Genomic DNA, 14,494 nt, shown 5'->3' with positions numbered 1-14,494 from the left:
CGCACAGCAGCCAAGAGCCAAATTATATACCTGCGCCCAAGTAGCAACAACTGTAAACTAAATTTTGTCAAAGCTCAGTGGCTAGATTAAACGACCTTTGCTAACCTTAAAAGACGAGATAAGGAAATGATTGAATGAAATATAACGACATCATTGATTTTTGGTTCAATCAACTCAAACCGCAGCAACATTGGGTGAAAGATCCAAAATTAGACCAACTGATTAGCCAGCAATTTAAAACCATTCATCACAGAGCAGCTCAATGTGAGCTTAGTGAGTGGCGTCGCAAACCTGAGGGGCGGTTAGCTGAAATCATTATTTTAGATCAGTTTTCTCGCAATATGTTTCGTGATCAACCTCAATCATTTGCCTATGACGCTCAGGCACTGACTTTAGCGCAAGAAGCAATTAATCTTGGCATGGATATTAAACTGCCAATAAGCAAGCGTTGTTTTTTATACCTACCTTTTATGCACAGTGAGTCATTAGCGATACACAAAACAGCTTGCCAGTTATTTAACCAGCCCGGATTAGAGCAAAATTATGAGTTTGAAATGCAGCACTATGCGATTATCAAAGCGTTTGGTCGCTACCCTCATCGCAATAGTATCTTAGGCCGACGCTCAACACCTGAGGAGATCAGTTTTTTACGTCAGCCTAATTCGAGCTTCTAGCGTGCTTGTAAAACAACTAAAGTTTAAGGTTGTAAAGGAATCACTTTAGCGATATACGGCAAGTTACGGTATTTTTCCGCATAATCGATGCCATAACCTACGACGAACTCATCGGGGATACTATAGCCAATCCAGTCAACGTCCACATCAACTTCACGACGAGAAGGCTTATCAAGCAAAGTACACAGTTTTAATGATTTTGGTTGGCGCAGACTTAAGATCTCAACGATCTTAGCCAAGGTATTACCTGTATCAATAATATCTTCAACGATAATCACATCACGACCTTTAATATTTTCAGTTAGGTCTTTTAGGATTTTTACGTCTCTAGTGCTTTCCATACTAGAGCCATAACTAGAAACCGTCATAAAGTCGAGCGACAAAGGTAAATCGATTTGGCGGCAAAGGTCTGCAAGAAATACGACTGAACCACGTAGAAGAGCAACTAATAGTAAATTGTCACTGTCTTGATAATGTTGTTCAATCCGTTGACCAATCTCGGCAACTTTATCTGTGATTTGTTGCTCAGAGATCATTACCTCTGTCGTATGTTTCATCATAGTTGTTCCTACGGCCTTAAGGCGCACATCATTATTTTGGGAATATGAAGTGCGCATCCTAGCGAGTTCAACGATAAAAGGCGACTAAGGAAACAGTAAGCTGTGAGTTAGATCACTGCCCATTCATCCATGGTAAAACCAAAGATTGCTCTATATCAAGGTGGTCAAGGATTCGAGCTACCATGAAATCAATAATTTCTTCTAAACTCTGTGGTTTGTGATAAAAACCCGGTGCCAAGGGCATCATGGTTACGCCCATCTGTGACAACGCGTGCATATTTTCAAGGTGAATGGTCGATAATGGGCTTTCGCGCCAGGCGATAATCAACTGACCGCGCTCTTTTAAAATAACATCAGCCGCACGCTCAATTAAGTTATTACTCGCACCATGACGAATAGCAGACAACGTCCCCATCGAACACGGACAAATAATCATCTGCTTAGGCGACGAAGAGCCAGAAGCAGGAGCCGAAAACCAATCACTACGATCGAGCAATTTAATTTGTTCGTCAGCCGCTGAAAAGTGCTCTGTCAACATTTGTTGTGCCTGTTCTAATGAATCAGGCAAACTAAAGTCAGCTTCTGTAGCCAATACTATTTTTGCCGCATCTGATAGTAATAGATAAACTTGAGAATCTGCGGCAATCAATTGTTGTAATAATCGTAAACCATAAGGCGCACCTGATGCACCGGTTAACGCTAAAGTTATACGTCGGTTAAATTGGTTCACGCCGTTTCCTCTGTTACTGCTAAGCCATCAAGTAATTTTTGGTGAATACCACCAAAACCGCCGTTACTCATCACTAAAAGGTGATCTCCGGGCTGGCTTTTTGCAATAATTTGTTCAATTAATATGTCTAAGTTGTTTTCAATCACCGTCGCTGGCGACGTACCATTAACCATTGCCCGCATATCCCAATGAATATCATCAGGTTGGTACATAAAAATTGCATCAGCCTCACTCATTGAATTAAACAAAGTATTCTGATGAACCCCTTGTTTCATTGTATTAGAACGTGGTTCGAGAATGGCGAAGATACGCTCTTGACCCACGCGTGCACGCAAGCCTTCAAGCGTTGTATGTATCGCAGTTGGGTGATGAGCAAAGTCATCATAAACACTAATATTATTAACCTGCCCTTTATACTCAAGGCGGCGTTTAGCATTTACAAAGGTCGCTAATGCAGCTATCGCTGCTTGCGGCTTAACGCCAATATGACGGGCGGCTGCAATCGCCATTAAGCCATTGTGAACATTATGTTTGCCGATCTCAGACCAATTAACGATACCTTGTGATTGCCCTTCAAATAACACTTCAAAACTTGAACCATCGCTGGTTAATAAGTTAAATGACCAATCCGCTTTAGGGCCAAGTTGTTGCTGTTCACTCCAACACCCCATTTCAAGTACTTCGTCAATGACCTTATCGTTTTGTGGGGTAACCACTAAACCGTTACTTGGCACCATACGTAATAAGTGATGAAATTGACGCTGAATAGCGGCTAAGTCAGGGAAAATATCCGCATGATCATACTCAAGGTTATTCACCACTAATGTTCTTGGTCGGTAGTGCACAAATTTAGAGCGCTTATCGAAAAACGCGCTATCGTATTCATCAGCTTCGACCACAAAAAATGGCGCATCACCTAATCGCGCAGAGACTCCGAGACATTGCGGAACACCGCCAATTAAGAAGCCCGGCGCTTGTCCTGTCTGATCTAAAATCCACGCCACCATGCTGGCGGTGGTCGTTTTGCCATGGGTTCCAGATAAAGCAATAACCCAGCGATCTTTTAATAGGTTTTCAAGCAACCACTGCGGTCCAGATGTATAAGGAATATTACGGTCAAGGACATGCTCGACACAGGGATTACCACGGCTCATCGCATTACCGATAACCACTAAATCAGGAACAGGGTCTAATTGGCTCGGGTCATACCCTTCAATTAGCCCAATACCACTCTCTTCGAGTTGAGTACTCATTGGCGGATAGACATTGGCATCACTGCCCGTCACTTTAAAGCCCAACTCTCGGGCTAGAATAGCAATACCACCCATAAAGGTGCCGCAAATTCCCAAAATATGAATATGTTTCATCTAAACTGCTCTGCGCTGATCGTTTTTATAATCGCATCATACCAACTAAAGCCGCATGATGCATTTTTCTCTGAGTGCTCGACTTGTTACTTTGAACACCCTGCGAGATTTTAATTGAAATACATGACTCTATCATGAACAAAAAAAGCCACTTACAACCTGTAAGTGGCAATCACCTTAACTAGCTTCTACTAGTGAGCAGCGAAAAACAGCTTAATTAGCTTTAAGAGACACAAACTCAGGGTAAGCATCCACACCACAATCTGCGATGTCCATACCTAAATACTCTTCTTCTTCAGTAACGCGAATACCAATAGTTTTCTTAAGAGCAAACCACACCACAAAACTCGTTGAAAATACCCATGCGAAGATTATCGCAGCACCCGATAGTTGCCCTACAAAAGTCGCATCAGCGTTACTAAACGGTACGAGTAATAGACCAAATAAGCCAGCGATGCCATGTACTGAAACCGCACCCACTGGGTCATCAAATTTCAGTTTATCTAATGCAACAATAGAGAACACCACTAAACCACCTGCTAATAAGCCAATTAATGCTGCAACAGGTAACGAAGGTGATAGCGGATCAGCGGTGATAGCAACTAACCCGGCTAACGCACCATTTAAAATCATCGTTAAATCAGCCTTACCCCATAGGAAGCGACAAACTAATAACGCACTGATTGCGCCAACGGCCGCCGCCGAGTTAGTGTTTACAAAGATTTTAGCCACTGAACTCGCATTTTCAGCATCTGATACCATCAGCTGAGAACCACCGTTAAAGCCAAACCACCCCATCCATAAGATAAATGTACCTAAGGTTGCCATTGGTAAGTTTGACCCTGGAATTGGGTTTACTTCACCGTTTTTACCGTATTTACCTTTACGCGCCCCCAGTAATAACACACCAGCAACCGCCGCGGCTGCGCCAGCCATATGCACAATACCCGAACCAGCAAAGTCAACGAAGCCTAGCTCTGAAACGAAACCACCACCCCAAGTCCAGTAACCTTCCATTGGGTAAATAAAGCCTGTTAGTACCACTGAAAATAATAAGAATGACCAGAGCTTCATCCGCTCAGCAACAGCCCCTGACACAATCGACATTGCAGTTGCAACAAAGACCACTTGGAAAAAGAAGTCAGATTCTAACGCATGATCAGCATCTGCCGCCTGTGTACCAATAAACCCTGCAATGCTCGGGATTAAGCCACCTTCAACATTATCAACGTACATAATGTTATAGCCGACCAATAAAAACATAGTACAAGAGATTGCATACAAACAAATATTCTTGGTAAGTATTTCAGTCGTATTTTTAGAACGAACTAAACCCGCTTCTAACATGGCAAATCCTGCAGCCATCCACATAACCAATGCACCCGAGATTAAAAAATAAAATGTATCTAGTGCAAACCGTAACTCTGATACCGTAGTACCTAGTTTCGCTAATTCTTCCATTAGTGTTCCCCTTAACCTTGATAATTCAACTTTAACGACAGTTAAAGTGCTTCTAAATCTGTTTCACCCGTACGAATACGTACTGTTTGCTCTAAATCGGTGACAAATATTTTTCCATCTCCAATCTTTCCCGTATGAGCCGCATTCGTTATGGCTTCAATAATTAGCTCTACCTGCTCTTGACGACATGCAATCTCAATTTTTACTTTCGGTAAAAAGTCCACTTGATACTCTGCGCCGCGATAAAGTTCGGTATGGCCTTTTTGACGGCCAAAGCCTCTAATTTCAGATACGGTTAAACCATCGACCCCGATATCAGAAATCGCCATACGTACATCATCTAGTTTGAATGGTTTGATAATGGCATTGATCATTTTCATTGAAACGTTCCTCTCAGTAATATTCAGCACCCGATGAATGCCGTTGATAAGAAGAGAGTTACAAATGACGTACCAAAAATATAAGTCGCTGTTTGTATGGTGAAAGTTGTTTTTGTTTCAGCGATAGGAATGTAAACGTGCACCAATTGTGCGCAAGTAAATTAATAATTGCGCCAAAAGAGCTCATGAGAAAAGGAGCAAAGTATTCTGCTTAAATGATTATAAAGAGAGTAAATATTGGTGTGCTTGTCTTAGCTGATGTTGATTAAACACTTTAACGCCATGTGCGCGTAATAATGTTGTTGTAACCCCCTGACCAACAATGAGTTTATTGGTAAATTCTCCATCATAAACCTCACTACTGCCACAAGAAGGGCTTCGCTCGGTTAAAATTGCCACTTTTATATCGTATTGTTGACACAATGATAAGGCGATATGCGCGCCTTTAATAAAATAATCGGTAACATCGTCACCTTGTTTATCCATGACACGATTACGTTGCTCAATAACGCCTTGACTATCACCTGCAATAATTTCAGCAGGGAGCCGTGGAATAGCCATTCCAGCATCAACCTCAGGACATACAGCAATAACGCGCCCTTGTGTTTTCCATTGCATAATGAGCTGTTCCGGCTCAGTAATGACTTGCCCGTCATAACGTACTTTGCGCCCTAATAAACACGCACTTATTAATATTTTTTCCATCATCATAACCATTGGGTAATAAAAAAGCCGTTAAATTACTTTAACGGCTTTTACGGTCATTAGCTAAGTTAGTTTAGACTAGCTTGCCATGACACTGTTTGTATTTCTTACCTGAGCCACATGGACAAGGTTCGTTACGACCCACTTTGTCATGCTCGCGCATTACAGCGCCTTGTGGTTTAGCTTCTTGTTCAGACTGAGCACTTGCATCATCATGTTGATAATTCATCTCAACATTTTCACTTTGTCGGCGTTGCTCTTCCATTTCTTGCACATCTTCAGGTGCTTGAATTTGGATCTTACTTAACAATACAACCACGTCAGTTTTTAGCGACTCTAATAGGTCTTGGAATAACTCAAACGACTCACGCTTAAATTCCTGCTTAGGATTCTTTTGCGCATAGCCACGTAAGTGAATACCTTGACGAAGGTGATCCATCGCTGCTAAGTGTTCTTTCCATAAACCATCAAGTGTTTGCAGCATAACTGCTTTTTCGAATTGACGTAATGCGTCAGCACCAACAACCTCTTCTTTTTCTTTGTACGATTGCTCAACAGTTTCGATGATCTTTTCACGAAGGTTTTCTTCATGCAGACTTTCGTCTTCTTTTAACATCGTTGCGATTGGCATATCGATTAGGAAGTCGTTGCGTAAACGCTCTTCCAGGCCTTCAACATCCCACTGCTCTTCCAATGATTGGAACGGAATATATTGAGTCACTGTATTATCAACAACATCTTTACGGATGTTGTTGATTGTTTCAGAAATATCAGCTTCATCCATTAGCTCATTACGCTGCTCGTAAATCACTTTACGTTGATCATTGGCAACATCATCATACTCAAGCAATTGCTTACGCATATCAAAGTTACGACCTTCAACTTTACGTTGTGCATTTTCAATTGCGCGGTTTACCCATGGATGTTCAATGGCTTCGCCATGTTCCATACCTAGCTTTTTCATCATCACGGTCATACGCTCAGAAGCAAAGATACGCATGAGGCTGTCTTCCATCGATAGATAGAAGCGAGATGCACCCGCGTCACCCTGACGACCCGCACGACCACGTAGCTGGTTGTCGATACGACGTGACTCATGACGCTCAGTACCAAGAATATATAAACCACCTGCGGCTAACACTTTGTCGTGTTGAACCTGCCAATCGGCTTTAATATTATCGATTTGCTCTTGGGTTGGGTTGGTTAGCTTATCAACCTTAGTTTGCCAGTTACCACCTAACATGATATCGGTACCACGACCGGCCATATTAGTGGCGATAGTGACACTGCCAATCTCACCTGCAGAAGCAATAATCTCAGCTTCTTTTTGGTGGAACTTAGCATTAAGTACATTGTGCTTAATTTTTTCTTTCTTTAGCAGCTGTGCTAAATATTCAGACGACTCAATTGAAATAGTACCAACAAGGGCCGGTTGGCCTCGTTCTTGACACTCTTTAATATCGGCAATAATCGCTTCATACTTTTCTTGCGTAGACATGTAAATCAAGTCAGCCATGTCATTACGGACCATTGGACGGTTTGTTGGGATTACCACCGTATCAAGACCGTAAATGTGCTGGAACTCAAATGCTTCAGTGTCCGCGGTTCCCGTCATTCCCGATAACTTCTCATAAATACGGAAGTAATTTTGGAATGTAATAGATGCAAGTGTCTGGTTTTCGTTTTGAATGTCAACTTTTTCGCGTGCTTCAATTGCTTGATGTAAACCTTCAGACCAACGACGACCTGGCATCGTACGACCTGTATGCTCATCAACGATAATGATCTCACCATCTTTAACAATGTAATCAACATCGCGCTCAAACAACACATGAGCACGTAGCGCTGCATTCACATGGTGTAATAAGCTAATATTACCCGCTGAGAATAATGAGTCATGCTCATCCATTAAATTATTTTGTTGTAATAACTCCTCAACAAAAATCTGACCTGTCTCAGTTAAATGGACTTGCTTGGCTTTTTCATCGACCGTGTAGTGGCCATCGCCAGTGTATTCTTCAGTGTCTTCTTCGTCTTGTTTTTGCAATTGTGGGATAATCGCATCGATTTGACGGTAAAGCTCAGAACTATCTTCTGCCGCACCAGAAATAATTAATGGTGTACGCGCTTCATCGATTAGAATCGAGTCAACCTCATCAATAATCGCAAAGTGTAATGGACGTTGCACACGTTCACTTGGCGAGAACGCCATGTTGTCACGTAGGTAATCGAAACCAAACTCATTGTTAGTACCGTACGTGATATCACAACCATAAGCGTGTTGTTTCTGCTCATGAGATAGACCGGAGATAGCATTACCTACAGTCATTCCTAAGAATTCAAATAATGGACGGTTCCAATCGGCATCACGTGTTGCTAGGTAATCATTCACGGTAATCACGTGAACACCTTTACCTGATAGAGCGTTTAGGTAGGCAGGCAATGTCGCCGTTAAGGTTTTACCTTCACCAGTACGCATCTCAGCAATACGGCCTGATTGTAATACCATGCCACCGATAAGCTGAGCGTCAAAGTGACGCATTTCAAATACACGCTTACTCGCTTCGCGAACAACGGCAAAAGCTTCTGGAAGAATATCGTCGATTGAACGACCCGCTTCAAGCTGCTCTCTAAAGTAGGCAGTTTTCTGTTTAAGTTCGTCATCAGAAAGGGCTTCTATTTCTTTCTCTAACTCATTAACTAAGGCAACAACTTTACGTAGTTTCTTTAACGTACGATCATTTTTGCTGCCAAATATCGAAGTAAAAATCTTTGTTAACATCTAATTGGCCATTTCTTGTGATTGCACCAGTGTGCAAATATAAATTATTGACTAAAATCGGAGCTTATTATTATAGATTTGATAAAGATAAGATAGCCCTAAAGCTATCTTATTAAGAATATTAAGTGAATTTTTTTGCTTATCGGTAGATATACTTACGCGGATTGACCTGTTTATCGCGATTTAACACTTCATAATGAACGTGAGCACCCGTCGAACGACCTGTGTTCCCCATTTCAGCCACAATCTCTCCTTTGGCAACCACATCCCCAATATTAACTGCCACTGACTTAGCGTGCCCATAGCGAGTCTTCAAACCAGCACCATGGTCGATTTCAACGAGTAAACCGTAGCCTGAACGTTCACCAGCCCAACTTACAACACCAGCACCCGTCGCAAAAATAGCATCGCCATCTTTACCCGCATAATCCACGCCTTTGTGCATTGTTAGGCGGCCATTGAAAGGGTCATTACGCATCCCATACATTGACGACATCCAACCACGTTTAATTGGCTTACCCTGAATACGGCTGTCATCATCGATTTCATGGTTAAGCATCACAACCTCAAGCAAGTCTAATTGCTCTTGTTGTGTATCAAGGTGATCTAAAAAGGCGTCCATTTGGCTAAATAACGCCGCAAGCTCAGAGTCTTCACTGATTTTATGAAATTGCTCAGGGCCACCAACGGCTGGCAGTTGCGAAAAATCAAACTCACTGTAGTCTGCCGTTTTGGCAAGCCGTTCACCAAGTGCATCCATTCGATTCATTCGAGCGGTTAATGTACCCATTCGCTGAGCTAATACGGCTAGTTGTGCTTGAGTATCTTGCTTTAACTGGGTCACTTGTTGCTGCTGAGCAGCAATACCTACAGATTTTTCTGTAATTTTGTTGGCAAGGAGCGATGGACCCACATAGAAATGATACGTAAAATAACCGCATGCAGCTAATAGCAGCGATTGTAATAATACAAAGCCTGCAAGGCCCGAGCGCGTAATATTAACGTGAGCTAACGCTTTAGCCTCTTTTACTTGTTCTGTTTGTTTGTTGCCTGTTACACTCATATCTATTCTCTTTCGTTCACACTATATTGGTGCATTATGAATCAACGCCATACTCCAGATTCCATTCACCATTTAATGACTTCGAAGTCAGGAAAGTTAGCAAAAATACAACAGAAAGCATCCCAATTACAAGTAATTAACTTGTTTTTAACAACTCATTTATTACCGGACAGTGAAAATTACTGTCGAGTAGCCAATTTGCGTCAAGGTGTTCTCGTGATTGAAGTCGCATCCGGCGTATGGTCTACGCGGCTATTACAACTTAAAGAACACTTCTTATTACAGATCCGCCAACAGTTGATTCCAAATTTAGCTAATATCGAAATCAAGGTTAATCCGCAGCTGTTTGTTACTAAACCAGCCCCTAAACCGAATAGCCGTGAGATTTCAGCGCAAACAGCCGAACACTTAAACACACTCGCTGAACATGCCCCCGCTGAGCTGGCCGAAAAACTACAACGCCTGGCGAAGTTGGCCAGGCGTCATAAATAGTTGATTGTTAGAACAATAAACAACCTCTATGCAAAGGCTGTCTCACCGTAACAGATTGGAGACTCTGCTTCGTCTTCATAAGTGACGATTTCAAAAGCATCCTGTTGCGCTAACATCTCACGCACTAGCATGTTGTTAATAGCATGCCCTGCTTTAAACGCTCTGAATTCACCGATAATGCTGTTACCTGCGAGGTATAAATCACCTAATGCATCGAGTACTTTATGTTTCACAAATTCGTCATCAATTCGTAAACCATCAGGGTTTAAAATACGGTATTCATCAAGAACAACAGCGTTTTCCATGCTACCACCTAATGCTAGGTTGTTTGCACGAAGTAACTCAATATCACTCATGAAACCAAATGTTCTGGCACGTGATATTTCATGGACAAATGATGCTTGAGAGAAATCCATGGTCAAATGCTGCTTAGTATTACTAATTTCAGGGTGGGCAAAGTCGATAGCGTAGTCAACTTTAAATCCGTTATGCGGAATAAACTCAGCCCATTTATCGCCATCTTCTATGCGAATCTTTTTCTTGATTCGAATAAAGCGTTTAGGAGAGTTTTGCTCTTGCACACCAGCAGATTGCAATAAAAATACAAACGGGCTAGCACTGCCATCCATAATTGGAATTTCAGGAGCATCCACTTCAATAACAGCATTATCAATACCAAAGGCCGCTAACGCTGCTGAAATATGCTCTACCGTTGAGATTTTATTGCCTTCATCATCAATCAAACAAGTACATAATGTTGTTTCACGCACTAGCATGCCATCACCGGGGATATCAACCGCAGGGGTTAAGTCGGTACGACGGTAAATTATTCCACTATTTACTGGCGCAGGCTTAATCACTAGATTAACTTTATTACCCGAATGAAGACCAACGCCAACAGCATTGATTTCTTTACATAATGTTCTTTGCTTAATCATAAATCAGCAACCTCATTCAACATTTATATCACTAACGGCAAGAATGTTAGCACAAATGGTCTAACCTCACAATTGAGCAAAAGTATTAAACTCTCAATTGTGATCTTGCCGACAACAATCTTAAAAATGGCAGGAGTAAACTGAATCCTACCTTAATTTGCCAGAACTAGTCCGCCTGTTTACGCAAAAATGCTGGAATATCGAGATATTCTAATCCATTATTTGCACCTTGTGGCTGACTGTTTACAGCGGCAGCCATTGAATCATCTTCAGCTGGTATCTCAGGTTGAACAGGCTGTGCCTTAACCACAACTTCATCTGGCTTAACTAATTTAATATCTGGTTGAGCTTCAGATCCTATACCCGTGGCAACAACAGTAACACGTAACTCATCGGTCATTTCAGGGTCGATTACCGCACCAACAACAACAGTAGCATTTTCAGAAGCGAAACCTTTAACAGCATTACCTACTGTCTCAAACTCATCGATACTGATATCCATACCGGCTGTAATGTTAACAAGAATGCCGCGAGCGCCCGCAAGATCGATATCTTCAAGTAGTGGGCTAGAGATTGCCAGCTCAGCCGCTTCATCAGCACGGTCTTCACCTTTCGCAATACCAGTACCCATCATCGCGGTACCCATTTCAGCCATCACCGTTCGAACATCAGCGAAATCCACGTTCATTAAACCAGTACGAGTAATTAGTTCAGCAATACCTTGTACCGCACCGAATAAGACATCGTTAGCTTCTTCGAATGCTTGTAATAAACCAGTACCTTTACCTAACACTTTTAATAACTTATCGTTTGGAATAGTAATTAAAGAGTCAACACTTTCGCTAAGCATAGTAATTCCTTGCTCAGCATAGTTTAGGCGTTTCTTACCTTCGAAGTTAAATGGTTTAGTTACTACAGCAACTGTTAAGATGCCCATCTCTTTCGCTACTTCAGCAACGATTGGTGCAGCACCAGTCCCTGTACCACCACCCATACCGGCAGCAATAAATACCATGTCAGCACCATCAAGTGCGCCCATAATAGCTTCACGATCTTCAATCGCCGCTTCACGACCCACTTGTGGGTTAGCACCAGCGCCAAGGCCTTTAGTTGTGCCTTTACCAATTTGGATTGTACTTTCTGCTGATGAGTTTCTAAGTGCTTGAGCATCTGTGTTAGCCACAATAAACTCTACACCCTCAATTGTTTTACTCACCATGTGTTCGATAGCGTTACCGCCACCGCCGCCAACACCAATAACCTTGATTACCGCTTCTTCTGCATGTTCTGACATTAATTCAAACATAATTTCTCTCCGCTACGCTTTTGAGCAAACCTAACCCTACTTCTTGAGTTAGAGTTCGCCTTTAATCCAGTTTTTTACTCGGTGGAAAATACTCACACCGCCTTTTTCTACATGTTCATTTCGTGCATTCTGTCGCATCAAGCTACCAAACTGCAGCAAACCTACCGCTGCGGCATAACTTGGGTCTTGCACGTAATCATTTAACCCTTTGACCGGTCGTGGTGTCGCAAGTCTTACTGGCATGCCAAAACACGCTTCAGCAAACTCAACAGCACCTTCTATTTTTGCAGTACCGCCAGTTAAGACGATACCTGCAGCAATTTGCTCATCAAATCCAGCCTTCTTTAACTCAGCTAAAATTAACTCAAATAATTCTTGATACCTTGGCTCTACAACTTCCGCTAAGGTGTGACGAGACATTGTTCTTGTCGGGCGTCCACCTACAGACGGCACTTCAATATTATCTTCTTGACTAACCATTTGACTTAAGGCACAAGCATGTTGCACTTTAATGTCTTCAGCATGAGACAATGGGGTTCTAAATATTTTGGCAATATCGGAAGTAACTTGTGATCCAGCGACTGGAATCACTGCACTATGACGCAGTGAACCATTGGTATAAACAGCAATATCCATGGTGCCGCCACCCATATCAACCAAACAGACACCTAAGGCTTTTTCATCGTCGGTCAGCACTGAATAGCTCGACGCTATAGCTGAAAAAACTAACTCATCGACCGTTAAACCACAACGCTGAACACACTTCTCAATGTTCTTTGCCATGTCGCTGGCACAAGTCACCATATGAACTTGTGCTTCCATACGCATACCTGACATCCCGATAGGTGATTTAATCCCTTCTTGAACATCAATTGCATACTCTGTTGGCATAACATGAAGAATTCGACGATCGTCAGAAATTTTCACTGAGCGAGCGGTATGAATAACATTATCTACATCATACTGAGTTACTTCTTCATCATTAATTGACACCATGCCTTTTTCATTCTGGCAAGCGATGTGCTTACCTGAAATACTCAAATTAACCGATGTAACCTGACAATCAGCCATCAACTCCGCCTCGCCTAAAGCGCGCTTCACTGCTTTGACCACAGAATCGAGATCATTAACTCCGGCTTTTTCCATGCCTTTTGATTGTTGCGTGCCAAGACCAACAATACTTAACTCTCCATCAGCTAAGATTTCGCCGATAATCACCGCCACTTTTGACGTGCCAATATCAAGGCCGACTATTAAATCTCTTTCGTTAGCTTTGCTCATTCTGTGCCCTATCTCCTGGCAAATCTTTCCAATTTACTGCAAATCCTGTGTCATAACGTAAATCAACATAGTTAATTGCTTTACTTGGCGGAATCACATGTTTATATACTTTTAAAAAACGCTCAACTCTCGCGTTTCTTATGACTTTATTTGCGCGGCCAAGGATTAACTTGGTGCCATCAGCTAAAATCACCGACCATGACTCACGCTCACTTAAATGAATTTCTTTTAGTTTTAAGCCTTCTGCCAAAAATAGTGGCAATAATGCTCGGTAACCAACCAACACATCTTTTGGCACATTATCTGGGCCATAAAACTGAGGCAAAACTTGCTCAATTTTATCTTTAGGGGCTAAAAATACATCCCCATCGATATTTAATAAATGCTGTTCATTCCAATGTGCTACCGGCATCTGATCAGTCACATGAATGATCAAACCATTAGGCCACTGGCGTCTAACCGTTGCTTCTTTTATCCAAGGTACTAATTCTACTGTTTCTTTAACATCCGTCATTTCTACAGAGAAAAAGCTTTCCTTTTCACTCAGTGGCATTAATGCCTGCTGTACATCTAGGTCGCTACTATACGGCCTAGTGCCAGTAATTTGTAGTGTTGATAGCGGCATGTCTTGCGCATTCATCAACTTTTGGTACATTTGGCTGCTTATATAACCAATTAGTACTATTACTAAACAGAAAAATATAACACCCGCCCAAAAAGCATGATCTGCTTTTTTGACACGTTGATATAGATTA

At 42.0% G+C, this 14,494-nt stretch carries 14 protein-coding genes; 2 read left to right on the top strand and 12 right to left on the bottom strand.

The genetic code is table 11. The features are described from left to right. Positions 1-134: 134 nt before the first annotated feature. Positions 135-674, top strand: a complete 540-nt coding sequence (locus tag Q8W26_RS09990) for a DUF924 family protein (protein WP_101213742.1) — start codon at positions 135-137, stop codon at positions 672-674. Positions 675-697: 23 nt separating this feature from the next. On the opposite strand, the gene hpt is transcribed toward Q8W26_RS09990, so the two are convergent. The 8 genes from hpt to Q8W26_RS09950 all read right to left on the bottom strand — a co-directional run bounded on the left by hpt (position 698) and on the right by Q8W26_RS09950 (position 9,722). Continuing rightward, positions 698-1,291 (bottom strand): hypoxanthine phosphoribosyltransferase, encoded by a 594-nt coding sequence (gene hpt / locus Q8W26_RS09985; protein ID WP_153071471.1) that lies wholly within the window; start codon positions 1,289-1,291, stop codon positions 698-700. Between the two features lie 55 nt (positions 1,292-1,346). After that, positions 1,347-1,964, bottom strand: a complete 618-nt coding sequence (locus Q8W26_RS09980) for a flavin prenyltransferase UbiX (RefSeq protein WP_101213741.1) — start codon at positions 1,962-1,964, stop codon at positions 1,347-1,349. After that, on the bottom strand, positions 1,961-3,331 hold the full coding sequence (mpl, locus tag Q8W26_RS09975; protein ID WP_101213740.1) for a UDP-N-acetylmuramate:L-alanyl-gamma-D-glutamyl-meso-diaminopimelate ligase: 1,371 nt from the start codon (positions 3,329-3,331) through the stop codon (positions 1,961-1,963). Before mpl ends, Q8W26_RS09980 begins: the two co-directional genes overlap by 4 nt. Positions 3,332-3,544: 213 nt before the next feature. Continuing rightward, entirely contained in the window at positions 3,545-4,792 is a 1,248-nt protein-coding gene (locus Q8W26_RS09970) for an ammonium transporter (RefSeq protein WP_101213739.1), read from the bottom strand. Between the two features lie 41 nt (positions 4,793-4,833). Next, the gene (locus tag Q8W26_RS09965; RefSeq protein WP_101213738.1) at positions 4,834-5,172 is read right to left on the bottom strand and encodes a P-II family nitrogen regulator; all 339 of its coding nucleotides are present in this window, start codon (positions 5,170-5,172) and stop codon (positions 4,834-4,836) included. Between the two features lie 219 nt (positions 5,173-5,391). Beyond that, on the bottom strand, positions 5,392-5,877 hold the full coding sequence (locus Q8W26_RS09960; RefSeq protein WP_101213737.1) for a DUF523 domain-containing protein: 486 nt from the start codon (positions 5,875-5,877) through the stop codon (positions 5,392-5,394). 73 nt (positions 5,878-5,950) lie between these two features. Next, positions 5,951-8,659, bottom strand: coding sequence for a preprotein translocase subunit SecA (secA, locus tag Q8W26_RS09955; RefSeq protein WP_101213736.1), 2,709 nt, complete (start codon positions 8,657-8,659; stop codon positions 5,951-5,953). Positions 8,660-8,798: 139 nt separating this feature from the next. After that, entirely contained in the window at positions 8,799-9,722 is a 924-nt protein-coding gene (locus Q8W26_RS09950) for a M23 family metallopeptidase (protein ID WP_101213735.1), read from the bottom strand. 36 nt (positions 9,723-9,758) lie between these two features. Between Q8W26_RS09950 and Q8W26_RS09945 the strand changes: the two genes are divergently transcribed. Next, positions 9,759-10,214 carry a DUF721 domain-containing protein gene (locus tag Q8W26_RS09945; RefSeq protein ID WP_101213734.1) on the top strand — a complete coding sequence of 152 codons (456 nt, stop codon included), beginning with the start codon at positions 9,759-9,761 and terminating at the stop codon, positions 10,212-10,214. Positions 10,215-10,240: 26 nt separating this feature from the next. Here Q8W26_RS09945 and lpxC read toward each other — a convergent pair whose 3' ends face one another. The 4 genes from lpxC to Q8W26_RS09925 form a co-directional block, all read right to left on the bottom strand. Then, the gene (lpxC, locus tag Q8W26_RS09940) at positions 10,241-11,152 is read right to left on the bottom strand and encodes a UDP-3-O-acyl-N-acetylglucosamine deacetylase (RefSeq protein ID WP_101213733.1); all 912 of its coding nucleotides are present in this window, start codon (positions 11,150-11,152) and stop codon (positions 10,241-10,243) included. A gap of 166 nt (positions 11,153-11,318) precedes the next feature. Then, positions 11,319-12,458 (bottom strand): cell division protein FtsZ, encoded by a 1,140-nt coding sequence (gene ftsZ, locus Q8W26_RS09935; RefSeq protein ID WP_101213732.1) that lies wholly within the window; start codon positions 12,456-12,458, stop codon positions 11,319-11,321. A 48-nt stretch (positions 12,459-12,506) separates the two neighbouring features. Next, on the bottom strand, positions 12,507-13,739 hold the full coding sequence (gene ftsA / locus Q8W26_RS09930) for a cell division protein FtsA (protein ID WP_101213731.1): 1,233 nt from the start codon (positions 13,737-13,739) through the stop codon (positions 12,507-12,509). Next, positions 13,726-14,394 carry a cell division protein FtsQ/DivIB gene (locus Q8W26_RS09925; RefSeq protein ID WP_305473243.1) on the bottom strand — a complete coding sequence of 223 codons (669 nt, stop codon included), beginning with the start codon at positions 14,392-14,394 and terminating at the stop codon, positions 13,726-13,728. The genes ftsA and Q8W26_RS09925 overlap by 14 nt, the downstream gene beginning before the upstream one ends. Positions 14,395-14,494 lie beyond the last annotated feature (100 nt).

Origin of the sequence: Psychrobium sp. 1_MG-2023, assembly GCF_030689115.1 — a bacterium.
GTDB lineage: Bacteria > Pseudomonadota > Gammaproteobacteria > Enterobacterales > Psychrobiaceae > Psychrobium.
Note: the sequence above shows the minus strand (reverse complement) of the source record. Positions and strands in the feature narration are given on the sequence as shown.